Origin of the sequence: Hymenobacter bucti (assembly GCF_042681145.1) — a bacterium.
In the GTDB taxonomy this organism is placed as follows: Bacteria; Bacteroidota; Bacteroidia; order Cytophagales; family Hymenobacteraceae; genus Hymenobacter; species Hymenobacter bucti.
Window position 1 is genome coordinate 1,413,639 of the sequence record NZ_JBHUFD010000001.1, and the last position, 23,934, is coordinate 1,437,572.

20 protein-coding genes are annotated in these 23,934 nt (G+C 60.1%); 11 read left to right on the top strand and 9 right to left on the bottom strand.

What is annotated here, in order from left to right; genetic code table 11:
• Window positions 1-46: 46 nt before the first annotated feature.
• Window positions 47-358 carry a cupin domain-containing protein gene (locus ACFSDX_RS05795; protein WP_382312258.1) on the bottom strand — a complete coding sequence of 104 codons (312 nt, stop codon included), beginning with the start codon at window positions 356-358 and terminating at the stop codon, window positions 47-49.
• 218 nt (window positions 359-576) lie between these two features.
• Between ACFSDX_RS05795 and ACFSDX_RS05800 the strand changes: the two genes are divergently transcribed.
• The 9 genes from ACFSDX_RS05800 (at window position 577) to ACFSDX_RS05840 (ending at window position 13,801) form a co-directional block, all read left to right on the top strand.
• Window positions 577-1,419 (top strand): serine O-acetyltransferase, encoded by an 843-nt coding sequence (locus ACFSDX_RS05800; RefSeq protein ID WP_382312259.1) that lies wholly within the window; start codon window positions 577-579, stop codon window positions 1,417-1,419.
• 106 nt (window positions 1,420-1,525) lie between these two features.
• On the top strand, window positions 1,526-2,452 hold the full coding sequence (gene cysK / locus ACFSDX_RS05805) for a cysteine synthase A (RefSeq protein ID WP_382312260.1): 927 nt from the start codon (window positions 1,526-1,528) through the stop codon (window positions 2,450-2,452).
• Window positions 2,453-2,587: 135 nt separating this feature from the next.
• Complete coding sequence (locus tag ACFSDX_RS05810; RefSeq protein WP_382312261.1) at window positions 2,588-3,379, top strand: hypothetical protein; 792 nt, start codon at window positions 2,588-2,590, stop codon at window positions 3,377-3,379.
• Between the two features lie 63 nt (window positions 3,380-3,442).
• Entirely contained in the window at window positions 3,443-4,210 is a 768-nt protein-coding gene (gene tpiA, locus ACFSDX_RS05815) for a triose-phosphate isomerase (RefSeq protein WP_382312262.1), read from the top strand.
• A gap of 146 nt (window positions 4,211-4,356) precedes the next feature.
• On the top strand, window positions 4,357-4,710 hold the full coding sequence (locus ACFSDX_RS05820) for a 7(1) septoil knot domain-containing protein (protein ID WP_382312263.1): 354 nt from the start codon (window positions 4,357-4,359) through the stop codon (window positions 4,708-4,710).
• 89 nt (window positions 4,711-4,799) lie between these two features.
• Complete coding sequence (prmA, locus tag ACFSDX_RS05825) at window positions 4,800-5,630, top strand: 50S ribosomal protein L11 methyltransferase (protein WP_382312264.1); 831 nt, start codon at window positions 4,800-4,802, stop codon at window positions 5,628-5,630.
• 58 nt (window positions 5,631-5,688) lie between these two features.
• Window positions 5,689-11,487 (top strand): hypothetical protein, encoded by a 5,799-nt coding sequence (locus ACFSDX_RS05830; protein WP_382312265.1) that lies wholly within the window; start codon window positions 5,689-5,691, stop codon window positions 11,485-11,487.
• 55 nt (window positions 11,488-11,542) lie between these two features.
• Window positions 11,543-12,181, top strand: a complete 639-nt coding sequence (plsY, locus tag ACFSDX_RS05835) for a glycerol-3-phosphate 1-O-acyltransferase PlsY (protein WP_382312266.1) — start codon at window positions 11,543-11,545, stop codon at window positions 12,179-12,181.
• Between the two features lie 246 nt (window positions 12,182-12,427).
• Entirely contained in the window at window positions 12,428-13,801 is a 1,374-nt protein-coding gene (locus ACFSDX_RS05840) for a dipeptidase (RefSeq protein ID WP_382312268.1), read from the top strand.
• Between the two features lie 74 nt (window positions 13,802-13,875).
• Here the strand turns inward: ACFSDX_RS05840 and ACFSDX_RS05845 are convergent, their stop codons facing one another.
• From ACFSDX_RS05845 to ACFSDX_RS05855, 3 genes are all read right to left on the bottom strand, one after another.
• The gene (locus ACFSDX_RS05845) at window positions 13,876-14,499 is read right to left on the bottom strand and encodes a porin family protein (protein WP_382312269.1); all 624 of its coding nucleotides are present in this window, start codon (window positions 14,497-14,499) and stop codon (window positions 13,876-13,878) included.
• A gap of 121 nt (window positions 14,500-14,620) precedes the next feature.
• Window positions 14,621-15,232, bottom strand: coding sequence for a porin family protein (locus ACFSDX_RS05850; RefSeq protein ID WP_382312270.1), 612 nt, complete (start codon window positions 15,230-15,232; stop codon window positions 14,621-14,623).
• Between the two features lie 136 nt (window positions 15,233-15,368).
• Window positions 15,369-16,004, bottom strand: coding sequence for a porin family protein (locus ACFSDX_RS05855; protein ID WP_382312272.1), 636 nt, complete (start codon window positions 16,002-16,004; stop codon window positions 15,369-15,371).
• 275 nt (window positions 16,005-16,279) lie between these two features.
• Here ACFSDX_RS05855 and ACFSDX_RS05860 point away from each other — a divergent pair, with 275 nt between their 5' ends.
• Together ACFSDX_RS05860 and ACFSDX_RS05865 are read left to right on the top strand one after the other, a co-directional pair.
• Complete coding sequence (locus tag ACFSDX_RS05860) at window positions 16,280-17,386, top strand: acyloxyacyl hydrolase (RefSeq protein ID WP_382312273.1); 1,107 nt, start codon at window positions 16,280-16,282, stop codon at window positions 17,384-17,386.
• Window positions 17,387-17,548: 162 nt separating this feature from the next.
• The gene (locus tag ACFSDX_RS05865; protein ID WP_382312274.1) at window positions 17,549-18,220 is read left to right on the top strand and encodes a DUF2306 domain-containing protein; all 672 of its coding nucleotides are present in this window, start codon (window positions 17,549-17,551) and stop codon (window positions 18,218-18,220) included.
• Here the strand turns inward: ACFSDX_RS05865 and ACFSDX_RS05870 are convergent.
• The 5 genes from ACFSDX_RS05870 to ACFSDX_RS05890 form a co-directional block, all read right to left on the bottom strand.
• On the bottom strand, window positions 18,165-19,199 hold the full coding sequence (locus tag ACFSDX_RS05870) for a quinone-dependent dihydroorotate dehydrogenase (protein WP_382312275.1): 1,035 nt from the start codon (window positions 19,197-19,199) through the stop codon (window positions 18,165-18,167). The two genes, ACFSDX_RS05865 and ACFSDX_RS05870, sit on opposite strands and share 56 nt — an antisense overlap.
• Window positions 19,200-19,210: 11 nt before the next feature.
• Window positions 19,211-20,749, bottom strand: a complete 1,539-nt coding sequence (locus ACFSDX_RS05875) for a YifB family Mg chelatase-like AAA ATPase (RefSeq protein WP_382312276.1) — start codon at window positions 20,747-20,749, stop codon at window positions 19,211-19,213.
• A gap of 131 nt (window positions 20,750-20,880) precedes the next feature.
• Complete coding sequence (gene lpcA / locus ACFSDX_RS05880; RefSeq protein ID WP_382312278.1) at window positions 20,881-21,483, bottom strand: D-sedoheptulose 7-phosphate isomerase; 603 nt, start codon at window positions 21,481-21,483, stop codon at window positions 20,881-20,883.
• A 9-nt stretch (window positions 21,484-21,492) separates the two neighbouring features.
• Complete coding sequence (locus ACFSDX_RS05885) at window positions 21,493-21,900, bottom strand: hypothetical protein (protein WP_382312280.1); 408 nt, start codon at window positions 21,898-21,900, stop codon at window positions 21,493-21,495.
• 89 nt (window positions 21,901-21,989) lie between these two features.
• Entirely contained in the window at window positions 21,990-23,834 is a 1,845-nt protein-coding gene (locus ACFSDX_RS05890) for an ABC transporter ATP-binding protein (protein ID WP_382312281.1), read from the bottom strand.
• Window positions 23,835-23,934: the final 100 nt, after the last annotated feature.

A 23,934-nucleotide genomic window follows, 5' to 3' on the forward strand; every position in this document is an offset into this window, starting at 1 on the left:
CGCTGTGGTCATTCACTCCCCCCCCCCTCTCTCATTCACTCCTTGTCTACTCCGCCGGGGGCGAAGTGGCTTCGATGGCCGAGAAGGTTTCCAGAATTTTATAGGTGTGCGAGGCACCCTGGGGCACCAGGTACGACAGGCCGGGCTCCAGCGCGATTACCTGGCCTTCGAGGTGCAGTTCGGCGCGGCCTTTTAGCACGTAACCTACCGTTTCGTAGGGGCGGTTGCTGAGGGGCTTGGGCTCGCCGGGCTGCTCGTCTTCCCAGAGGCGCAGGGCTACGTGGTGGCCGGCGGCCAGTTTCTTTTCGCCGTGGGCTCCTTCGGGAGCGTTGGCGGCATTGATGTTGGTAGTTGACATAGAGAGCGTAAGATGAGGGGATGCCTCGGGTGTAGAAGACGGGATAGCGGCAGACCACTTGGCCCGGCAACGGCTGCGCTAACGCAGGGCCCGGTGCTACGGTTGTGGCCGGCGGGGGCAAACCTTCGGGCGAACCGCTGGTTGAAATGCCAACCAAGTGGCGGCCGGTATGTATACTTGCCGCCCGGTTGCTGCGTCTTCTCACCCATGATTTTACCGTGTCTACTGCCGCCGCCGAACGTTTTGCTGCCCACCTGGCGCAGGCCCACGCGGCTGTGCCCACCGCCCTGCCCGGCCCGGCCTTTTGTGCCCTAGCCGAGCAAGTGCTGGCCCTGCTGTTTCCGGAGCGGGCCACCCGGCCGCTGGCCAATACTGATGCTATTGCCGCCACTCTGCACCAGCTGCAAGCTGAATTAGCCGAGCTGCTGGCTTTGGTACCCGGCCTGACCGCTACCCCGGCCGAACTGGCCGGTACGCTGTTTGCCCAACTGCCGCTGCTGCGCGAAGCCCTGCTGCGCGATGCCACGGCCACCCTAGCAGCCGACCCCGCCGCGCAGGGCCTGGCCGAAGTAATTAGTTCTTACCCCGGGTTTTACGCCACGGCCATGCACCGGCTGGCGCACGCACTGCATTTGCGGGGCGTGCCGCGCCTGCCCCGAATGCTGAGCGAGTACGCGCACCGCCAAACCGGCGTTGACATTCACCCCGGCGCCCGCATCGGCCCGGCGTTTTGCATTGACCACGGCACGGGCATCGTTATTGGCGAAACGGCCCAGATTGGGGCGCACGTGCAGATATACCAGGGCGTGACCCTAGGGGCCCTCAGCGTGACCAAAACCTTGCAGGGCCTCAAACGCCACCCCACCATTGAGGACCACGTGGTCATTTATGCCAACGCAACCATCCTGGGGGGCAGCACCGTTATCGGCACGCGCAGCATCATCGGCGGCAACGTGTGGCTTACGGAGAGCGTGCCGTCGCACTCGCGGGTGTACCACCGGGCGCAGCTGCACATGGCCCGCCAAGACGACCCGGCCGGCGAGCTGATGTTTGTTATTTAATTCGATGAGTGAAGGAGTGAGTTGGTGAATGAGTGAAGGGTTTGGTCAAACTATTCGCTTAATTCACTAACTCACTCCTTCACCAATTCACCCATTCATTGTCAACATGAAAGCTAATTCCATTCTCGACGTTATCGGCAACACGCCGTTGGTCAAACTCAACAAGCTATTTGCCGCCGAGCGGCCCGACGTAGAAGTGTGGGTGAAGCTGGAGCGCCAAAACCCCGGCGGCTCCATCAAGGACCGTATTGCGCTGAGCATGATTGAGCAGGCCGAAAAAGACGGGATTCTAACCAAAGACAGTACGATTGTGGAGCCAACTTCGGGTAACACGGGCGTGGGCCTGGCGCTGGTGGCCGCCGTGAAGGGCTACAAAATCACGCTGGTAATGCCCGAGAGCATGAGCATCGAGCGCCGCCGCCTGATGACGGCCTACGGCGCTAACCTAGAGTTGACGCCCCGCGAGCAAGGCATGAAGGGCGCCATTGCCAAAGCCCAGGAGATAGTGGACAACACGCCCGGCGCCTGGATGCCGATGCAGTTCTCCAACGCGGCCAACATCAAGGTGCACATCGAAACGACGGCCCAGGAGCTGCTGCGCGATATGCCGGAGGGCGGCTTTGACTTTCACATCACGGGCGTGGGCACGGGTGGTCACCTCACGGGCGTAACGGAAGTGCTCAAGCCGCTGTTTCCCAATATGAAAACCTTCGCTGTGGAGCCCGAACTGTCGCCCGTTATCAGCGGCGGCGCGCCGGGGCCGCACCCCATTCAGGGCATCGGCGCGGGCTTTGTGCCCGAAAACCTGCACCGCGACCTGCTGGATGGCGTCATTCAGGTGAGCCGCGACGAATCTTTTGAAATGGCCCGCCGCATGGCTACCGAAGAAGGTATTTTGTGCGGTATCTCGTCGGGCGCCTCGCTGGCGGCCGTGGCCAAAAAGCTGGCCGAGGTTCCCCAGGGCGGTAAAGTCCTCACCTTCTGCTACGACACGGGCGAGCGCTACCTCTCGGTAGAAGGCCTGTACGTGTAGTGTATCGTGGACCCTGCGGGTCCGCGAGTAAAAAGCAACTATTGGATATCAAATCACTCGTGGACCCCGCAGGGTCCGCGGTACAGAAAGCGCGGGGCCGGCCACGGTCCCGCGCTTTTTTGCGTATGCCCCGGCATGGAAACTTCTGCTTCGCCCGGCCGCTTCTGGCGCTGGCTGCTGCCGGTGGCCGTGGCCGGCTGCCTCTACGTCAACTATCTCTACAACGCCCACCCGCCGGCCGGCGCCCTCAGCAACGGGGCCATGTCAGCGCGCCACCCCACGCTGCTGACGCCCGCGGGCTACGCCTTCAGTATTTGGGGCGTCATCTTCAGCGGCCTGGTGCTGTACACGGGCTGGCAGCTGCGCCCCCAGGCCTGGCAAACGCCGCTGCCCGCGCGCGTGACGCCGGTGCTAACGCTGGCCGTGTTGGCCACGATGAGCTGGACGCTGGTCTTCAGCTACGAACTCATTGGCCTGAGCTTGGTCGTGATGCTGGCCATTCTGGGGCTGCTGGCCGTGGCTTACGGCCGGGCCCGCCGGGTAGTATTGGCCGGCGAGGCGCCGGGCTGGCCGACCTGGTTTTTGAGCTGGTACCTGGGCTGGATAATGCTGGCGACGGTGCTCAACTTTATTTTCGGGCTGCGCGATGCGGTAGGCGTGCAGTGGTCGGCCGAAGCGAGCCTGGCGGGCTCTTATGCGCTGACCATAATAGCGGCCGGCCTAGGGGTAGCCTTAGCCTGGAATAAGCGCGATGCCGGGCTGCCGCTGCCCATTGCTTGGGGCCTGGTGGGCACGTGGGTGGCGCAGCGCGCCGCCGTGCCGGGGCTGGCTACCACGGCCCTAGGGGCGGCGGTGGCGCTGGTGGTGGGGGCAGTGCTGGCTGGCCTACTGCGGCGGCGGCCCGCCGAGCGTTTGGCGGCGGGGTAGGGGCGGTGCGGGCTGCTGCCCGTACTTTTGCCGCTCTTGGTTTTACTTAATTCGCTCCACGCAATGCGTCAAAAATTTGTTGCCGGCAACTGGAAAATGAATCTCACCCTGCCCGAAGCGCAGGCCCTGACTTCCGAAATTGTGCAGATGCTGCATGACGAGCAGCTCGGCGCCAACGCTCCGCAGGTGGTTATTTGCCCCTCCTTTCCGCTGCTGCCCGCCGTGGGCCGCCTGCTGGGCGAAGGGGGTAACATCGCCCTAGGTGCCCAAAACTGCCACCAAAAGGAGAGCGGCGCCTACACCGGCGAAGTATCGGCCAAGCTGCTGCAATCCATCGGTTGCGAGTACGTTATCCTGGGCCACTCGGAGCGCCGCCAGTATTTCCACGAGGACGACGAGCTGCTGAGCCAGAAGCTTAAAGCCACCCTAGGGGCCGGCTTGCGGCCCATTTTCTGCGTGGGCGAAAGCCTGGAAACCCGCGAGGCCGAAGAAACTTTCGACTACATCGCTAAGCAGCTCAAGGACGGCCTATTCCACCTCAGCAACGAAGAATTCGATAAAGTCGTGATTGCCTACGAGCCCATCTGGGCCATCGGTACCGGCAAAACGGCCACCACTCAGCAGGCGCAGGACGTGCACGCCTTCATCCGCGAGCAAGTGGCCAGCGCCTACGACGCCGAAGCGGCCAACAACACCGCCATCCTCTACGGCGGCTCGTGCAATGCCCAGAATGCCCGCGAGCTCTTCAGCCAGCCCGACGTGGACGGCGGCCTCATCGGCGGCGCCTCGCTGAAATCGCGTGATTTCGCGACGATTGTGCAGTCGTTCTAACCTAAATAAGCAGGCCGGCGCCCGGTGCTCGGCGTTGTTCCCGGTTCGGGGGGCAGCGCCGAGTGCCGGGCGCCGGTGGTGCTAGCATGTATTTTGCTAGGTCCCTGTTTTTGGGTGACTAAGCACCCAGCCTGGTCCTGGTATCTATGTTTTTCTCCTTCCTACTCACGGCCCTCCTCGCCCTGCACCCCGCCCAGCCCGCGCCGGCCCGGAGCATCGAGTTTTGCAAAATCTACGGGTCGATTTACCTCGAAACCGACCCGCGCCTGCGCAACAACTGCTTTGCCACGGTGTATGTCGAGCCCGAAGAAGCCTTTGCCGATGTGCTGGTATATCAGGAGAATAATAAGCTCTTCGCCGACAAGGCTGGCCTGTGGTACCCGGCCGATAACCGGCAGTTTGCCGATTACAACCTGTTTGTGACCACCGACCGCAACCTAGCCGAGTTTTCGGTGCATTACATCAAGGTGCGGTCGTTTGCGGGGTGTAAAACCAACTAACGCGGGCGATAGCCAGCCTAGGTGGCCCGGCTAGACCTAACTGGAGCCAGGCGCTAAAAATTTGTACATTTCCCATAGGTTAACTGAAGATGGATTATATAGAGTTGCGGGTATTGGCCCCGCGTGAGCTGGCTGACATATTAGTGGCCGAGCTGGGCGAAGTCGGGTTTGACACGTTTGAAGACAACGACGAGGGTTTTTGCGGCTACATCGAGGAAGGCCAATTTAATGCCGACGACGTGGCCGAAATCATGAGCCGCTACGAGGGTATCGGCGAGCTGAGCTACTCGCATCGGGTTATCACGCGGCAGAACTGGAATGCCGAGTGGGAGAAGAATTTCCAGCCGCTCATCATCGCTGACCGGGTGTCGGTGCGGGCGCCCTTCCATCCCAAGCCCGAGGGCGTGGAGTATGATTTGGAGATTATGCCCCGCATGTCGTTTGGCACCGGTCACCACGAGACGACGGCGCTCATGATTGAAAATCAGCTAGATATTGACCACCACGGCAAGCGCGTGCTGGATATGGGTTGCGGCACGGGCATCCTGGCCATCATGGCCGAGATGCTGGGTGCCCGCCAGGTGCTAGCCGTGGATGTGGAGCCCTGGACGGTAGAAAACGCCCGCGACAACGCCGCCGAAAATAATTGCCGCACCATCGAGTGCCGCCTGGGCGGGGTGGAAGTGCTGGCCGGCGAAGCGCCGTTTGACCTCATTTTGGCTAACATTAACCGCAACGTTTTGCTGGAAGATATGCACGCTTACGCGGCGCTACTGCCCAGCGGGAAACCAATTTTATTCAGCGGGTTTTATGAGGAAGATTTAGCCAAGATTACGGCTGAGGCTACCCGCCAAGGGCTGCGCTACGAGCGCCATCGGGAGCTGCGTAATTGGATTTCTGCTATTTTTACAAAATTGTAGGGCGTCGGGCGGTATAGGCCTGGCATTCTATTTATTGCTAGTGCCTTTATCCGACCTTATGAAGCGACTTTTCGCCGCCGCATTTCTTACCAGTTTTTTGCACTTGCTGCCGGCCCCGGCGCAAACTACCAAGCCGGCCGCACCGGCCGCCAAGCCACCCGCCCCCACCGATGGGCGCGCGCCCGGCGCGGTGCGGCCCAGCCAGGTAGTGGTGGCCGCGCGCTACAACGGTCACCTCTCGCCCGACCCGGCGCAGTTTATCGTGGATGTGCGCACCATGCTGCTGGCCACCAACAACGCGGCGGCCCAGGCCATTGGCGAGAAGCTGCGCCTGCTGTGGGGCAGCAACCAGCTCACCAGCAGCCAGCAGAGCCGCATTGCGGAGCTGTCGCAGAAAATGCTGGACAAGAAGTTTCGGCCGCTGCCGCACTTGGTTACTTTCTACAGTGCGCTGGTAGGCGGCAAGAATTTGGTGAAGCTCAGCGACGGGCAAGTAGACCAGCTGCTGGACGTGCTGGGCCAGTCGCTGGAGCGGGATACCAACCCTGACACGGAGAAATTTCTGACTTCCACGGCGCGGGTGCTCAACGGCGGGTACCTGTACCGCACGGGCTTCAACTCGCTGCGCGTGGTGGGCGGGCAGATTTCTTTTGCCCATAAAAATGCCGCTACGGAGCCCAGCCCCACGGCTAGCTTCGACCCGGCGGCGCCCGCCGCGCCGGTGGCCAAGCCCGCGGCCCCTAAAGCCGCCGCAGTCAAGCCCGTGGCTAAAGCCAAGCCTAAGCCGGCGCCGAAAAAGCGCGCTAGCGATGGCTGGGACACGGCCGATATGTGGTCGTCGTCTTCAAGTAGCAAGAAGAACGATGGTTGGGGCTCGGCCAATGACGGTTGGGGCACGCCCACGAAGAAAAAAGCGGCCGCCAACGACGGCTGGGGCGCGGCTGATGATGGCTGGGGCACGCCCGTGAAGAAGAAAGCACCGGCCAAAGCGGTAGCTAAAGCTACCCCCGCCAAAGCGCCGGCGGCCAAGCCCACGCCTGCGGCGCCAGTGGCCAAAAACTCTGATTTTGACCAGCCGACCCTGCCTTTTACGCCCTCAGCCAGCGCGGCCAGCGAGACGTATTATCCGCCCGCAGTGAGCGGCCCGGTTATCGAAATCAAGGATGCCGATATCGTGATGGGCACGGCGGGCGACTCCATTGTGCTGCGTAAAGTGAGCGGCACGGCCGCTCCGCTTAGCTCGCGCTTTGTGGCCACGGGTGGTCAGGTGGCCTGGACTATCAAGAATAACCCCGTGACGGCCGACCTAGGGCCGTTTGATTTTGACCTGGGCAAAGCTGAGTTCACGGCCCAGCCCGTGACGCTGACCTACCCTTATCTACTCGAAGGACCCGTGAAAGGGGCGCTGAGCTACAAAAGCTTCCGCCGCAAGCCCGCCACGGGCGACACGGGTTACCCTAGGTTTATTTCGCTCACCAACGATGCCCGCCTCAAGAATATGGGCGAGGGCATCAAGTACCAGGGCGGCATTTCTATCTCGGGGGCGCGGCTGCTGTCGGCGGCGCTCGATGGCTCGATGGCTACCATCCGGGTGAGCCAGGATGGGAAGCAGCGCTTCCAGGCGGCCTCGCGCAGCTACGTGCTCGGCGATTCTATTATTACGGCCAGCCGGGCGGCGGTGGCGCTCTACGAGAGCGACCACGACTCGATTACGCACCCCGGTGTGGAGCTGAAGTATTTGAAAGCCAAGCAGAAACTGCAATTGTTGCAGGAACAGGGCACGTACCGCAAAACGCCGTATTCCGACTCGTACCACGAGGTAGACGTGCGGGCCGAAATGCTGGTCTGGAATCTGCGCGAGCCCAAAATCGACTTCAGCATTTTCACCTCGCCCAAGCAGGTGTCGGCTGATTTTGAAAGTAAGAATTTCTTCTCCAACACGCGCTACCAGCAGCTCAAGAGCATCAACCATCTGCACCCGTTGCAGATGCTGCTGGGCTACAGCCAGAACCACGGCAAAACCATGACCATGTCGGTGCGCGAGGTGGCCGACGAGGTGAAGATTCCGGAAGAAAACCTGCGCTCGGCCGTGACGGCGCTGGCCCGCGATGGCTACGTAGACGTGCAGCCCCAAAATGGCGTGGTGACCATCTTGCCCAAGGGCCGCCACTACGTGGGGGCGGCGCGCGACAAGAAGGATTTCGACCACATTGCGATTAAATCCTTGACCGGTTCGGGCCGCTCGGCTACGCTCAATCTGGCCTCGGACCAGCTGCTGGTGCGCGGGGTTGAACAGTTCAGCTTTTCTGAAGACTCGGCCGCGGTGGTCGTTCGGCCTGACAGCGGCCTAGTACGTCTGGGGCGCAACCGGACCATCAAGTTCAACGGCCGCGTTATCGCGTCGGCTTACCGTTTTAAGGGCCGCGATTTTCAGTTTGACTACGATGGGTATTACATCGATATGCCCCACATCGACTCGCTGACCATCCGCAGCAAATCAACGAAAAAAGCGACCGGTAACGAGCGCCGGCCCAGCGATTTTACGCTCACCAACAAGGGCAACTCCCAGAGCGGCCGCCTCTTCCTGAATGACCCCAAGAACCGTTCGGGCCGCAAGAGGCTGGCTAATTTCCCGTCGTTCAACTCGACCTCGGGCGCCTACGTGTACTTCAATAAGCCCGACGTGTTGGGTGGCGCTTACGACTCGACCACCTACTTTGACGTGCCGCCCTTCAAGTTCGACTCGATGGGCACCAGCAAGTCGCGGGCGGGTTTCGTGGGCATGTTCCACAGCAAGGCACTACCGACAATCAAGACCGCGCTAACCACACAAGAGGATGGTTCACTGGGTTTTGTGCACGTGGTGCCCCCTGGGGGCTACGCCATGTATGGGGGCAAGGGGCGCCTGTCGGGCGGGGCCAAGGTGCACCTCAATGCCCAGGGCTTGCAGTCGAACGGCACCGTGACCTACCTAGGGGCCACGATGCAGAGCGACCGGTTTGTGCTCTACGGCGATTCGCTCACCGGTGAGGGCAAGGCGGGCGCCATTGCGGCCGGCCCCAACTTTCCGAAGGTGACCATGCCGCCCGGCTACTTTATTAGTTGGAATGCCAAGTCGGACTCCTTGCACCTGCTAACGCCCAAGGAGGGCGCGCCGGTGAAAATGTACGCCGACCACACCTTTAAGGGTGCCATGCTACTGACGCCCAAGGGCCTAGGTGGCGCCGGCCGCCTCGATGGGCCGCAGAGCTACGTGCGCTCGGGCGACCTGACTTTTAAGAACGACTCGTATTCGGGCAAGAAGGCGGTGCTGAGCGTGAAATCGGCCCAGGCCGGCAAGCCCGCGCTCACGGCCAACGACGTAGACTTTACCTACGACCTCAAGAATAGCTATGCGGAGTTTACCCGCCAGGAAAACAGCACGGCTAGCATCGACCTGCCGTACTCGAGCTTCCGCACCAGCCTCAGTAGTGGGCGCTGGGACTTCAAGAAAAAGCGCGTGTCGCTGAAGGCAACCCCGGCCGAAGCTGGCCGCGCGTACTTCGTCTCGACCAAGCCCGAGCAGCACAACCTGAAATTCAAAGCCACTTCGGCCTCCTACGACCTGACCAAGTACCAGCTCGAAGCAAAGGGCGTGCCTTACATCGCCGCCGCCGATGCCTGGATTATCCCTGATTCGGGCCGGGTGGCCGTGGCGGGCAGCGGCAAGCTCCAGACCCTGCGCCGGGCCACGGTGCTGCTCGACTCCCTAGGTAAGTTTCACAAGCTGACGGGCGGCAACATCACGGTGGCCTCGCGCGATGCGTTTAGTGGCGATGCCAAGTACAACTTCCGCACCGTGACCGGCGACTCGCTGGCGCTGAAATTCACCAACTTTCAGTCCGACTCGTCGGCCCTAGTGGCAGGGCCGAGCAAGAAGCGCTTTAGCCTGCGTAAGCGCGCCGCTACCGACGAAAATACCGTGCCGCCCAGCTTGGCTACTACGGCTACGGCCAGCGTAGAAGCCAACCAGAAATTTCAGCTGGCGCCCAGCATCGGCTACCGCGGCAGCATCAACCTGAACTCGCAGAAGCGCGGCCTCATCTTCGATGGCCAGGTGCAGCTGCAATTCAGCAAGCTCAAAAATGCGGCCGAGTGGTTTGCGGTGCAGGACAGCATCGACCCCAAGAACGTGGTGCTGACGCTGACCAAGCCCAAGGCCGAGGACGGTACCGAGCTGGTAACCGGCCTGTTCCTGTCCGACGCCGACAACCGCATTTATCCGCTCTACGCCGCGCCCAAAGTGACGCCCGCCGACGTGCCGCTGCTCGAAGTAGACGGCAAGCTGCACTACGATGCCAAGGCCGGCGAGTACACCATCACAAAGCATGACCTCGCCGACGCCAACCAGTATGAAGGCGCCGTGCTAGTCTACAAGGAAACGAACAACCAGGTGAGTTTCCGCGGCCCGATGAGCTTCATTACCAACACCAAGAACTACAGCATCTCGGCCAGTGGGGTAGGGCAGGCTAACCCCGACAGCGCCCGCTACCAGGTAGATGCGTTGCTGGGCATCGACGTGAATATGTCCAGTAAGGCTATCGAGACAATGGGTGCCAACCTCGGCCAGGTAACCAAAAACTCGCCCGAGGCCCTCGATGGCTCCAGCAACGAGCTGTATAAAGTGGCGCAGTTTGCGGGCAACAAGGGCGCCGAGCTGTACGCCAACCGCCGGCCGGGCGTGGCGGCGCCGCAGCTGGCAGCCATCTCGCCCAAGCTGGTGCACACGCTGGTGCTAAGCAAGGTGAACCTGCGCTGGAACCCCAAGCAAAAAGCGTGGCACTCGGTGGGCAAAATCGGCCTAGCGGGCGTGGGCAAGCAGTCGTTGAACGCGCTGGTCGATGGCTACGTGGAGATTAAGCGCGACAACTCGACCGACCAGGTAGAGATTTATATCGAGGCCGAGCCCCAGACGTGGTATTACCTGCGCTACGCCAACAACATCGTGCTGGCCAAATCATCGAGCGAAAGCTTCGATGGTGATATTGGCGGCAAGGCCAAGGGCGACCCCAACACGGCTACGGAATACGGCGTTTTCCTGGGCGACTACAGCGACGTAGACCAGTTTCGCGCGCACTTCGAGCGCGACTACCTAGGTAAGTCGGGCAAGCTAGCGGCGCGCCCCGCCGCCCCGGCCAGCAGCACCGAAAACATTGGTGTGGACACGGGCAAGAAGAAAAAGAAGAAGGCCAACGACCCCTTCGGCGACGGCGAAATCACGCCCGCCGCCGACCCGGCCGCCGAGCCCGTCAAGAAGTCGAAGAAGAAAAAGGCCGACGCTTCCGAAGCCGCACCCAGCGATGCGGCTACGCCTGAGCCAGCCCCCGAGCCCACCAAAAAGAAAAGGAAGGCCAAGGACAACGACCCCTTTGGCGAAAGCGAAATAGCTCCGCCGCCCGCCGCTGAGCCGGTTAAAAAGAAGAAGGAGAAAGCCGCCGAACCAGCCCCTGACCCGGCTGCGCCAGCTGCCGAGCCGGCTAAAAAGGAGGAGGAGAAAGCCCCCGAACCAGCCCCCGACCCCGCCGCCCCGGCCCCTGAGCCAGTTAAAAAGAAGGAGGAAGAGAAAGCCGCCGAGCCAGCCCCTGACCCGGCTGCGCCAGCCGCCGAGCCAGCGAAGGAGGCTAAGAAGGAACAAGAAGCAACTCCTGCCCCCGACCCCGCCGCCGCCCTGACCGAAGAGCCGGTCAAGAAGAAGAAGGACCGGAAGAAGGACCAGGAAGCTGCCCCCACCGACCCCGCCGCTGACCCAACCGTGGACCCCGGCAAAAAGTCGAAGAAAAAGAAAAAGGCGGACGACGACCCCTTCGGCGATTCGTAAGGCAAGTACCCCGAAGGTCACTTCGGGGTACTTTTGTTTTCATACTATTCTTCCGATGCTGTACATACTGAGCGCGCTGCTGGCCGCCTACCTCCTAGGTTCCATCCCGACGGCCCTGTGGGTGGGGCGCTGGTTTTTCCAGCTGGCCGACATCCGGGAGCACGGCTCGGGCAATGCGGGCGCCACCAATACTTTTCGGGTGCTGGGCAAGAAAGCGGGCACTTTCGTGCTGCTCTTCGATGCGTTTAAAGGCTTTGCGGCCGCCTACTTTCTGCCCAACTGGCTGCTGGCGCAGCAGGCCATTGCGCCTGGTAATTTGTTTTACTTTCGGCTGGCCTGCGGTATTTTGGCCGTGGTGGGCCACATCTACCCGGTGCTGGCGCAGTTCCGGGGCGGCAAGGGCGTGGCCACCATCCTGGGGATGATGCTGGCCATCGCGCCACCCACGGTGGGCGTGGCGCTGCTGGTGTTTTTGGCGGTGCTGGGCACCACGCGCTACGTGTCGCTATCGTCGATGTCGGCGGGGGTGGCCTTTGCATTTTTGCAATTGCTGCCGGCCTTCCGGCCCGCTAGCTCATTGCAAATCTGGTTTGGTTTTCTGCTGGCGGCCATGCTCATCTACACGCACCGCGCCAACATCGGCCGGCTGCGGGCGGGTACCGAAAGCCGCGTGCCGCTTTGGGGCAAACGCTGAAAACCCGCAGGCAAAGCGAGGCTTCCCCAGTGCCCTGGCTTGCCAGTCCTAACCGTGCACCGCTCAAAAATGATGGGAATAGTCATCGCTTGAAATGATTTCATACTAAATTTTGAGCTATTCGACGAGTATTCTGGCTGATTCATGGAGTAAGTAGTACTTAACTCAGTTCCAAAGTAGGCTGCTAAGGCAGGGCTAGCGGCTAGGTACTTACTTTTGTTCTAGCAATTATTTCTTACATCTAGAATGGCTATACCAGCTTACTTAACGCAACACCAAAACCGTTTTCTCGAAGAGCTAATAGACTGGCTGCGTATTCCATCGGTATCGGCCGACCCAAAGTTTCACGGCGACGTGCTGCGTGCCGCCGACTTTATCAAGGATAAACTACAGGCGGCCGGCGCTACGCTGGTCGAGATATGCCCAACGGCCGGTAACCCCATCGTGTACGGCGAGTACATGGCCGGCCCCGACCGGCCCACCGTGCTGGTGTACGGCCACTACGATGTGCAGCCCGCTGACCCCTACGAACTGTGGACTTCGCCGCCGTTTGAGCCGGTTATTAAGGACGAAAAAATCTACGCCCGCGGCGCCTGCGACGATAAAGGCCAGGTGTACATGCACGTAAAGGCCCTCGAAATGATGCTGCGCGACGGCGGCCTAGGTGCCCCCTGCAACATCAAATTCATGTTTGAGGGCGAGGAAGAAATCGGCTCCGATAACCTAGGTCTGTTCGTGAAGGCCAACAAAGAGAAGCTCCAAGCCGACGTTATTCTCATCTCCGATACCGGTATTCTGGCCAACGACGTGCCCAGTATCGAGGTGGGTTTGCGCGGCCTCAGCTACCACGAGGTAGAAGTAACCGGCCCCAACCGCGACCTGCACTCGGGCCTCTACGGCGGCGCCGTGATGAACCCCATCAACGCGCTCTGCGACATGATAAGCAGTCTGCACGACGAAAACCGGCACGTCACCATCCCCGGCTTCTACGACAACGTGGCCGAGCTGAGCACTGCCGAACGCGCCGAGCTGGCCCAGGCGCCTTTCTCCGAAGCGGAGTTTGAGCAGAGCATTGGTTTGCCCGCTGCCACGGGCGAGGCTGGCTACACCACGCCCGAGCGCACCAGCATCCGGCCCACGCTCGATGTCAACGGCATCTGGGGCGGCTACACTGGCGAGGGCGCCAAGACCGTGATTGCCAGCAAGGCTTACGCCAAAATATCGATGCGCCTGGTGCCCCACCAAACGAGCGACGAGATTACGGCCTTGTTCCAGAAGCACTTCGAAAGCATTGCCCCGGCCGGCATCACGGTGAAGGTGACGCCCCACCATGGTGGCGAACCCATCGTGACGCCGACCGACTCAGTGGCCTACCGCGCCGCGGCCCGGGCCCTGGAAACCACGTTTGGCAAGAAGCCGGTGCCCACGCGGGGCGGCGGTTCCATCCCCATCGTGGCCATGTTTAAAAGCGAGCTGGGCCTCGACTCGGTGCTGCTCGGCTTTGGCCTCGATTCCGACGCCATCCACTCGCCCAACGAGCATTTCGGCGTCTTCAATTTCCTGAAAGGCATCGAAACCATCCCCGAGTTTTACCGCGAGTACGCGGCGGCCAGCAAATAGACTGGGCACGCTATTCGTAAAAAGGCCCCGGCTCCTAGGTAGGAGCCAGGGCCTTTTTTTAGGGCTAAAGCCGCTTAGTGGCCGTTGACCGAGTAGGTCAGGTAGAGCTGAAAAGCACTGTTGCGGGCCTTGTCTTGGTACGTAACGCTGCCGATGGTAGTCGCCTTGTCAATATTGGTGAAGGCGCCGTTGTAGCGCAGGCCCACCCCTAGGCCATGCTTGAGCTGGTAGCCCAGGCCAAAGAGGTAGCCAAAGTCTACCGTATTGTAGCCCTCCTTCACGTCGACCGAAACGTTGCTGCTATTGCCCTTCGCAGCTACCAAAAACCCGACTTGCGGGCCGGCTTCAAAAAACAGTCCGCCGGTGTTCACGTGAAAAGCCAGGGGCACATCTATGTAGTGCAGGCGCAGGTTATAGTTGCTGGCAGCGGACGATTTGTAACCCTTCTGTGAGTATAGCAGCTCGGGCTGAAAGGCAAATAGTTGAGTCAGCGTAATATTGGCAAAAACACCGGCGTGAAACCCGAAAAGATTGTCGAAGTTTTGATTTTTGACATAGTCTCCCACCAGGTTGGTCATCGAAGCGCCCGCTTTCAGGCCCAGCGATACGTCGTTGCTACTACGCCCGCGCCGCTGCGCCTGCGCTACCGTGCTGAAAACCAGCATAAAAGCAAGCAGTACAAGGATGGATTTTTTCATTGAAAAGAGAATAGATGAACCAATAGGTATAGCAAAGCTACGGGCACCGGCCAGTTAGCGGCCTGCAAAAAAAGCCGGCGCTTTGCAGAAGGCCGGCTTTAAAGAGAGCATCTTGAGTGACTTATTTGCCGCCAAACATATAGCTTACATATAGCTGAAAGGCACTGTTGCGGACCGCTGACGAGCTGGAAGGATTTTTAGTATCGATAAAGCCACCGTTGTAGCGCAGGCCAATACCGGGGCCGTTGCTGAGTTGGTAGCCCAGGCCGGCCGCATACCCAAAGTCAACTGTGCGAACTCCGCTTTTAATGTCTTGTTCAGAAGTGCCTGCACCGGTGCCTGTGACTTCGCGCTTCTGCTTAGCGGCTACCAAAAATCCGATTTGGGGACCTAGCTCAAAGAACAGACCCCCGGCGTTAACGCGCGCAAGTACGGGCACATCGATATAGTGCAAGCGCGACGTGAGCTTAGTAGAATAGCCAGTGAAGGACCCCTCCGTTTTAGTGCCTTTCATAGAGTACAGCACCTCAGGCTGAATGGAGAAGGCATCATTAAGGGCAAGATTTGCCACCAGCCCACCGTGAAAGCCGAATATGTTTTTGGTATTGCCAGTACCATCGCCTGTCAAATTGGTGAGTGAAGCGCCGGCTTTAATGCCAAAGCTGGCAGTTTGGGCGTGCGTCAGTGTCGCCGAGCCAGCCAGCACACTTAGTAGAAGTAGGCTTTTCTGCATGATTGTAGGAAAAAGATAAAAGTGAATAAAGTACCCGCCAAAGGTAGAATAACAAAGGCTAGTAAGGCGAGCACAAAAAACCCGGCTCCTAGGTAGGAGCCGGGTTTTTTGTAGCCCAGCTTAGCTGGTGTGTAGCTTACTTACCGCCGAAAGCGTAGCCAACTTGAAATTGAAATACCGAGTTACGGAAATCGTTGTTGCTGTCCTTGTTAATTCTCATAAAGTCACCAGTGTAGCGCACACCTAATTGTACGCCGCTAGTGATTTGATAGCCTACACCACCAACATAACCGAGTATTGCCTTGTTTAATGGGTCTGTAGTAGTAACACGCGAGCCTGATATCTCTTTGCCACTACCATCCTCAACAAACTGACGGCGATGCAATATAAAGCTGCCCTGAGGACCAAGTTCTACGAAGAAACCTTTGCCATCTTCGCCGACATTGTAGCGGAACATAAGAGGTACATCAAGATACCCGAGCGCATCTTTACGGGTGACGTTTATGGCAGGAGTGCCATAAGACACGTCATCCTGCGATGCACCTTTCTGCGAGTACAAGAATTCGGGCTGAACAGAGAAGTTATCTGAAAGACCAAAATTCAGAAAGACACCCGCCGCGAAACCAGCTTTGTAGTCAAGACCTTTAGTGTTGGAACCCGTGTAGGAAGAGCCATTAAAACCGCCTTTTAAGCCGTATTTAACACCAGTTTGAGCGTTGGCAGCACCGGCAGCGCCAGCGAGAACAGCAAGAGATAGAATGATTTTTTTCATGGCTGAAAAAATGGTGAGATAAGCCCGGCCGCTTTATAGGTAAAATAGAAGTGTATGAACTAGACCGGAAGTGCGCCTTATACTAAGCCGGCCTGGCCTAGGGTTACAGTTTGAAATAAATTTAGTTTTATTCTGAGCAAGCCAGCTAAACAGTGGCAAAGGCGTATTTTTGGAACTGGTTTGCTGCCAGCTTTATGCCGCCTATTGAGTTGAGAATAGCTTCCGCAAAATACTTCCTGGGTTTTGCGGGCGGCCTCGTGGCTAGTTGGGCTGCCATGCAGTCCGCGGTGGCGCAAGCGCCCAGTACTGCTTCGCGAGTGGCCTACGACTCGGTGGCGGCGCCGGCCGCCCGGCAGCCGCTGGTGCTGGGGGCTTATGCCCAGGGCAGCTTTATTCTCAACCACACGCGTGCTATCAGCCACCTGGTAGCTTCGCACCCCACTGGCTTTGAGCTGAATGCGCAGCGCCAAACCACGGGCGCTGCGGCCTGGCACGGCTGGTACAAGTACCCCAAGGTAGGGTTGGCGCTGGTGTACTACGACTACCACAACCCCACTCTGGGCCAGAGCTACGCCGCTACGCTGTATATCAGCAAGCCTTTTGTGCGCACGCGGCGGCATGACCTGAGCTTTCGGCTGGGTACCGGGCTGGCGTGGTTTACCAACCCGTTTGACCTGCAAGCCAACCGCAAGAACACCATCGTGAGCTCGGCCCTGAACGCGACCATGCAGCTGCGGCTGGAGTACGACTACGCCCTCTCGCCGCACCTAGGCGTACTGGTGGGCGTAGCCCTCAACCACTACTCCAACGGGGCAACCACTAAGCCCAATTTTGGCATCAACCTGCCCTCGGTGGTGCTGGGCCTGAATTACCACCAGCAGCGCCCGGCGCCGACCGTGCCCTACCTGGCACCGACCCCCGCCGACGTGGGCCGCAACTTCTTGCTACTGAGCACGAGTTTGGGCTACAAACAGCTGGAATTGGGTACTTATACAAAGTATGCGGTTAGCTCCGCCACGGTGGCGGCGGGGCGGCGCGTCAGTCGCAAAAGCAACTTGCTGGTGGGCGTGGAGGGCTTCTACGACCGCTCGCTGCTGGCGGCGCAAAAGGATACGGCCCGCAACCAGGAAGCGCTGGTGGATGTGAAAAAAGCAGGAATTTTCCTGGGGCACGAGCTGCTGTTTGGCCGGCTCGCCTTCGGCGCGTACCTAGGCTTTTACGTGTATAACCCGTACAAATCCAACAGTTTTTTTTACGAGCGACTGGGGCTGAAATACCAGTTTACGGACGTGCTGTTCGGCGCGGTTGACTTGAAAGTACACGGCGGAACTGCCGACGTTATTGAGTTTAAGGTGGGGGCAAAGCTGGCGCGGCGGCCCTAGGGTAGCCAGCTAGGCTCTTAGGCGCTTTAGCCGCTATAAACGACGCTTGGGCTGCTCATAAGCAGGATTCAAGACCTTAATTCTGAGCGCCAGCTCCCACCGTGCGCATCTTTCGGCGGTGGCGCAACTAGTTGCCACACCGCCGCGATGGAAACGTTTTTTATGGTTAACCGCTGGGTGCACATTGCCGCCGGGTTCGTGGGTTTTTTTGTGGCGCCGGTGGCGCTGGCCGTGCGCAAGGGTGGCCCGGCGCATCGGCGGTGGGGCAAGGTGTTTTTTGGGGCTATGGTGGTGGCGGGTAGCACGGCCCTGGCGGGTGCGCAGCACATTCAGAGCCTGTTTTTGCTGCTAACGGCAGTGTTTAGCCTCTATATGGCGGCCTTTGGCTACCGCTCCGTCTTTTTAAAGCACCTGGCCTGGGATGCCCGCGTGGCGCGGGCCGATTGGCTGGTGGCGGCCACGGGGCTGGCCGTATTTGCCGGCACGGTGGCCTACGGCCTGCGGGTGGGCCATGTGCCCGTTGTGGTGTTTGGCAGCATTGGCGCTTTCACGGCGTTGCGGCAGCTGCGCGGCTACGCCAGGGCGGGCCACTGGACTAAAAACCAGTGGCTGCTCAACCACATTTCGGGTTTTATGGCTTCTTATATCGCGGCGGTGTCGGCTTTCTCGGTCACCAGCCTGCGCTTTATCCCGTTTCCCTACAACTTTCTGTGGCCGACTGCCCTAGGGGTGCCCGTCATCGCGTGGTGGCAGTGGCGCGTGCGGCGGCAGCGGGTGGCTACCGCACCAGCGCCTGGTTTATTTGCTTCACCAGCCCCGGCCCTTCATAAATAAAACCCGTGTAGAGCTGCACCAGCGTGGCACCAGCCGCGAGCTTCTCCAGAGCATCCTGCGCCGAGTGGATGCCGCCCGCCCCGATGATGGGCAGCTCGCCCTGGCTGTGCCGATGCAGGTAGCGAATGACCTCGGTGGCGCGCTCGCGCAGCGGCCGCCCGCTGAGGCCCCCCGCGCCGTAGCCGGCCACGGTGGCGGCAGCCGTGCGCAGCGTAGCCGGCCGGGCGATGGTAGTGTTGGTGGCTACTAGCCCGCTCAATTGCGTTTCGCGGGCAATGTCGAGGATGTCATCGAGCTGCGCATCGGTGAGGTCGGGCGCTATTTTGAGCAGCAGCGGGCGCGGCGTGGCGCGGGCCAGGTTGCGCGCCTGCACTTGTTGCAAAAGCTTAATAAGCGGCTCTTTATCCTGCAGCTCGCGCAGGCCCGGCGTATTGGGCGAGCTTACGTTGACCACAAAATAATCGACTTCTTCGGCCAGCGCCTCGAAGGCAGCTACGTAGTCGTCGCCGGCTTGCTCATTGGGCGTATCCTTGTTTTTGCCGATGTTGCCGCCAATAATGAGCTGGCGATTGCGGCGGCGACCTAGGCGCGCGGCGGCGGCGGCGGCCCCGTCGTTATTAAATCCCATGCGGTTGACCAACGCCTCATCCTGCGGCAGCCGAAACAGGCGCGGCGTGGGGTTGCCGGGCTGCGACCGGGGCGTCACGGTTCCGATTTCCACGAAGCCAAAGCCCATCGTGGCCAGCTCATCCGTGAGCAGCGCGTTCTTGTCGAAGCCCGCCGCTAAACCCACCGGGTTCGGAAATTTCAGGCCAAACACCTCGCGCTCTAGGCTCGGGTGCTGGTAGTTGTAGAGCGCGCGCAACACGGCCGCCGTGCCCGGCACGCGACCTAGGCGCTTCACATTGTCGAAGATGAAGTGGTGGGCGCGCTCGGCGTCGAGCTTGAAGAGCAGCGGCTTGGCAAATTGCTTATACACAAGAATGTAGGTTACCCCGCCCAACCTTCGCGGTCGAGCGAGCGGTATTGAATAGCCTCGGCCAAATGCTGAATCTGGATTTCGTCAGTGCCCGCTAAGTCGGCGATGGTGCGGGCCACTTTCAGGATGCGGTCGTAGGCGCGGGCGCTCAGGCCGAGGCGCTCCATTGCCGTTTTGAGCAGCCCGCGGCCGTCGGCACTTATCTGGCAAATGTCCTTCACCATCTGCGAAGGCATCATGGCGTTGGAGTGCACGTCGGCGTAGTCCGCGAAGCGCTGGGTTTGCACTTCCCGCGCCCTTTCTACGCGCTGCTGAATGTCGTGGCTGGTTTCCGACTTGCGCGTTTCGGTCATCTGGTCGAACGTCACGGGCGTTACCTCCACGTGCAGGTCGATGCGGTCGAGCAGCGGGCCCGACACCTTGTTCAGGTACTTTTGCACCACGCCGGGGCCGCACACGCACTCCTTGTCGGGGTGGTTGTAATAGCCACAGGGACAAGGGTTCATGCTGGCAATGAGCATGAAATTGGCCGGAAAATCAATGCTGACTTTGGCCCGCGAAATCGTGACGCGGCGCTCTTCCAGCGGCTGGCGCATCACCTCCAGCACGGTGCGCTTAAACTCGGGCAGCTCGTCGAGGAACAGCACGCCGTTGTGCGAAAGCGAAATCTCGCCGGGCTGCGGGTTGCTGCCGCCGCCCACCAGCGCTACGTCCGAAATAGTGTGGTGGGGCGCCCTGAAGGGCCGCTGATTGAGCAAGCCCTGGCCGGTGCCGAGCTTGCCGGCCACCGAATGAATCTTGGTGGTTTCGAGCGCCTCCTGCATGTTGAGAGGCGGCAAAATGGTGGGCAAGCGCTTGGCCAGCATGGTTTTGCCCGCGCCGGGTGGCCCTATCATGATTACGTTGTGGCCGCCGGCGGCGGCTATCTCTAGCGCCCGCTTAATGTTCTCTTGGCCCTGCACATCGGCAAAATCGGCGGCGTACTGGTTGGCGGTGTGCTGAAAAATGTCACGCGTATCAATGCGCACGGGCTCAATGACTTCGCGGCCCTCAAAGAAGTCGATGGCCTGCTGCATCGTTTCCACCGGAATCACGTCGAGGTTATTAACGATGGCCGCTTCCTGGGCGTTTTCCTTGGGTAAGATGATACCCTTGAAGCCTTCCTTGCGCGCCTGAATGGCGATGGGCAGCACGCCTTTGATGGGCCGCAGCATGCCATCGAGCGCCATTTCACCCATAATAACGTAGTCGCCGAGCCGCTCGGTCGTGAGCTGCTGCGAGGCGTGCAGAATACCTAGGGCGATGGGCAAATCGTAGGCCGCGCCTTCCTTACGAATGTCGGCGGGCGCCATATTCACCACCACTTTAGTGCGCGGCATGCGGTAGCCGCGTAGCTTCAGCGCCGCCTCGATGCGCTGCTGGCTTTCCTTAATGGCATTGTCGGGCAGGCCCACCACGAAGAAATTCGTCCCGGCTGAGACTAGCACTTCAATAGTGATAGTGTAGGCATTAACACCCTGAACGGCCGAGCCGAAAACCTTAGTTAGCATGACCGCAGATTTAACGGATTTAACGGATTGCGCGGATACGCTTGCTGCGCAAGCTGGCTATCGTTGGTGTCTGCTAGGGGCCGTTTTGCTTGATGATTTGGTAGAGGGAGTAGCTGGTTACTGTTGGTAGGCTAGTTGAATACCAGCTTCTCAATCAGCATAATCAGGATGTGGATGGCCTTGATGTGCACTTCCTGAATGCGGTCGGCGAAGCCGAAGTGGGGCACCCGGATTTCCACATCGCTGAGGTCGGCGAGTTTGCCGCCGTTTTTGCCGGTGAGGCTTACTACCTGCATACCAGCGGCTTTTGCCGCCGCGGCGGCGTTGAGCACGTTGGGCGAGTTACCGCTGGTGCTGATGGCCAGCAGTACATCGCCGCGCCGACCTAGGGCCTGCACAAAGCGACTAAACACGAACTCGAAGCCGTAGTCGTTGGCCACGCAAGTCATGTGCGAGGCTTCGGTGAGGGCGATGGCGGCCAGGGCGGGGCGGTCGGCGCGGTAGCGGCCGCTGAGCTCCTCGGCAAAGTGCTGGGCATCGCAGAGGCTGCCGCCGTTGCCGCAGGTCAGGATTTTACCACCGTTGCGCAGGCTGACGGCCATCAGCTCGGCGGCCTGCGCGATGCAGGCCAGGTTGGCCTCGTTGGCCAGAAACTGGTCGAGGACGGTGCGAGCTTCCGCGAGTTCGGCCCGGATGAGGCCAGTGAGCAGGGTAGGGATAACGGATTCGGACACGAACAAAAACTAATAGGTAGTCGGGGTAGCTGGCCCTTGCGGGGGCGCCTGGTTGCGCTCAGCAGCCGAAGCGGCCGTGGGGTAGGCCACCGCTGGGGCAGCAGTAGCAGCCGCGGCGCCAAGCGGCTGGTTCGTATCGTAGAGCTTGGCTTTTAACTCGTTGATTTTGCCGTCTTGCTTGCCTACTTCGCGGCGCAACAAGCTGCTGTCAAGGTTCTCGACTACCAACTCCAGCGCTAGCACCACGGCCCCAATGATGGAGAGGATGTAGAAAAAGTTGCGCTCATCATCGACCAGCGAGCCGCTGCCACCCAGCCCCGCCACGCTGCTACGCACCGCCGGAAACATAAGAAACAACAGGGCCAGCACGAGATACACCATCACGGCAACGGTCACGATACGTTTGAGAGCAAGCATAAATCGCAGATTTAACGGATTAAACAGATGAAACGGAGCAGGCGCGAAAGTAAGCCATTTTAGCGTAGGTCGCGTTTAAGCACAACGGGCTACACCAGCGCGGCGTTGGTTTGCAGCTGGCTCAGGCGCTGGTAGAGGCCACCGTCGTGGCGCAGCAGCTCGTCGTGGGTGCCGCGCTCCACGATGCGGCCGTGCTGAAGCACGATAATCTCATCGGCGTGGCGCACGGTGCTGAGGCGGTGCGCAATGACCAGCGAGGTGCGCGCGGCCATGAGGCGCGTCAGGGCTTCCTGCACCAGCTTTTCGCTCTCCGTGTCGAGGGCCGAAGTAGCTTCATCGAGGATGAGAATGGGCGGGTTGCGCAGGATGGCGCGGGCGATGCTCAGGCGCTGCCGCTGCCCACCCGAAAGGCGCCCGCCCCGGTCGCCAATCATGGTCTGGTAGCCATTCTGGCTTTGCATGATGAAATCGTGCGCATTGGCCGTTTTTGCGGCCGCAATTACTTCTTCCTCAGTAGCTTCGGTGTTGAATTTGATGTTGTTGTAAATCGTGTCATTAAACAGAATACTCTCCTGCGTCACGATGCCCATTTGGGCGCGCACCGAGTGCAGGGTGCAGTCGCGCACGTCGTGCCCATCGATGAGCAGCTGGCCCGCCGAGGGGTCATAGAAGCGGGGCAGCAGGTCGGCCAGTGTGCTTTTGCCGCCGCCGCTAGGGCCCACCAGCGCCACGGTCTGGCCCTTTTTGATAATCAGGTTGAGGTCGTAGAGCACCGGCTTGTCGCCGTAGGTGAAGCTCACGTCGCGCAGCTCTATCTGCTCCGTAAAGTCGGGTAGCACCGCGGCATTGGGCCGGTCGCGGATGGTGGGCTCGGTGTCGATGACGCGCAGCACGCGCTCGCCGGCTACCAGCCCCCGTTGGATGTTGCTGAACGCGCCCGACAGCGACTTGGCCGGCGTCAGAATCTGCGAAAAAAGGATGATGTAGGTGATAAAGGCCGACGCCGACAGGCCCGTTTGCCCGCTCAGGACTAGCGAGCCGCCGTAGTAGAGCAGCCCCGCCACCACCGCCACGCCCGCAAACTCAGAAAACGGCGATGCCAGGTCGCGGGTGTTGTCGATGCTCTGCGTGGTTTGGGCGTACTGGTCGTTCTGCACCCGAAACTTCTCCAGAATGTAGGCCCGCGCATTAAAGCCCTTGATAACCCGAATGCTACCTAGGGTCTCGTCAATCACCGAAAGCATGGAGCCTAGGGTGCTCTGGCTCAGCGCGGCTTGCTTGCGCAGGCGCTTCGATACGCTGGCGATAATACCACCCGAAATGGGCAGCAGCACCAGCGTGAACACGGTGAGCTTGGCCGACATGGTGAACAGCAGCACAAAAAAACCGATGATGGTGAGCGGCTCCTTGAACACGGCCGTGAGGGTGTTCACCACCGAAACCTCGACCTCGTGCACATCGTTGGTGAGGCGCGACATCAGGTCGCCCTTGCGCTCGTTGGAGAAGTAGCCCAGCTCTAGGTCCAGAATGCGGTTGTAGAGGGCGCCGCGCAGGTTTTGGACCACACGGGCGCGCACTTTGGTGAGCAGCTTGCCGCCTAGGTAGCGAAATAAGTTGCTGAAAAACACCGAGGCGATGATGATGCCGCACACATAGGCCAGCGCCCCGCGCTTACCCTGCGTCAGCAACACTTTGCTAAAGTAAAAATTGAATACCTCTTTTATGTAGTCGAGCGTGAGCGCAAAATGCGGCAGCACGGCTGGCGCGGTAGCCACGTGCGTATCGGTGGTGCCAAATAAGACATTGAGCAGCGGAATAACCAGCGTAAAATTGGCGATGCCGAAGAAGATGCCCAGCACCATATAGACCAGGTACAGCGGCAAGAAATCGCCGTAGGGCCGGGCAAATTGTAGTAGGCGGATATAAACCTTCATCGCAGATTTAACGGATTTAACGGATTGCGCAGATACGCCCCGCTGCGCGGGGCTGGCTATGCAGGAGGGCTATGGCAACTGACAGGTCGGGCGCCTGTTG

Coding starts and splice junctions, on each gene's coding strand:
- ACFSDX_RS05795 (WP_382312258.1), bottom strand. CDS start 358: ATGTCAACTACCAACATCAATGCCGCCAACGCTCCCGAAGGAGCCCAC.
- cysK (WP_382312260.1), top strand. CDS start 1,526: ATGAAAGCTAATTCCATTCTCGACGTTATCGGCAACACGCCGTTGGTC.
- ACFSDX_RS05810 (WP_382312261.1), top strand. CDS start 2,588: ATGGAAACTTCTGCTTCGCCCGGCCGCTTCTGGCGCTGGCTGCTGCCG.
- tpiA (WP_382312262.1), top strand. CDS start 3,443: ATGCGTCAAAAATTTGTTGCCGGCAACTGGAAAATGAATCTCACCCTG.
- ACFSDX_RS05820 (WP_382312263.1), top strand. CDS start 4,357: ATGTTTTTCTCCTTCCTACTCACGGCCCTCCTCGCCCTGCACCCCGCC.
- prmA (WP_382312264.1), top strand. CDS start 4,800: ATGGATTATATAGAGTTGCGGGTATTGGCCCCGCGTGAGCTGGCTGAC.
- ACFSDX_RS05830 (WP_382312265.1), top strand. CDS start 5,689: ATGAAGCGACTTTTCGCCGCCGCATTTCTTACCAGTTTTTTGCACTTG.
- plsY (WP_382312266.1), top strand. CDS start 11,543: ATGCTGTACATACTGAGCGCGCTGCTGGCCGCCTACCTCCTAGGTTCC.
- ACFSDX_RS05840 (WP_382312268.1), top strand. CDS start 12,428: ATGGCTATACCAGCTTACTTAACGCAACACCAAAACCGTTTTCTCGAA.
- ACFSDX_RS05845 (WP_382312269.1), bottom strand. CDS start 14,499: ATGAAAAAATCCATCCTTGTACTGCTTGCTTTTATGCTGGTTTTCAGC.
- ACFSDX_RS05850 (WP_382312270.1), bottom strand. CDS start 15,232: ATGCAGAAAAGCCTACTTCTACTAAGTGTGCTGGCTGGCTCGGCGACA.
- ACFSDX_RS05855 (WP_382312272.1), bottom strand. CDS start 16,004: ATGAAAAAAATCATTCTATCTCTTGCTGTTCTCGCTGGCGCTGCCGGT.
- ACFSDX_RS05860 (WP_382312273.1), top strand. CDS start 16,280: ATGCAGTCCGCGGTGGCGCAAGCGCCCAGTACTGCTTCGCGAGTGGCC.
- ACFSDX_RS05865 (WP_382312274.1), top strand. CDS start 17,549: ATGGTTAACCGCTGGGTGCACATTGCCGCCGGGTTCGTGGGTTTTTTT.
- ACFSDX_RS05875 (WP_382312276.1), bottom strand. CDS start 20,749: ATGCTAACTAAGGTTTTCGGCTCGGCCGTTCAGGGTGTTAATGCCTAC.
- ACFSDX_RS05885 (WP_382312280.1), bottom strand. CDS start 21,900: ATGCTTGCTCTCAAACGTATCGTGACCGTTGCCGTGATGGTGTATCTC.
- ACFSDX_RS05890 (WP_382312281.1), bottom strand. CDS start 23,834: ATGAAGGTTTATATCCGCCTACTACAATTTGCCCGGCCCTACGGCGAT.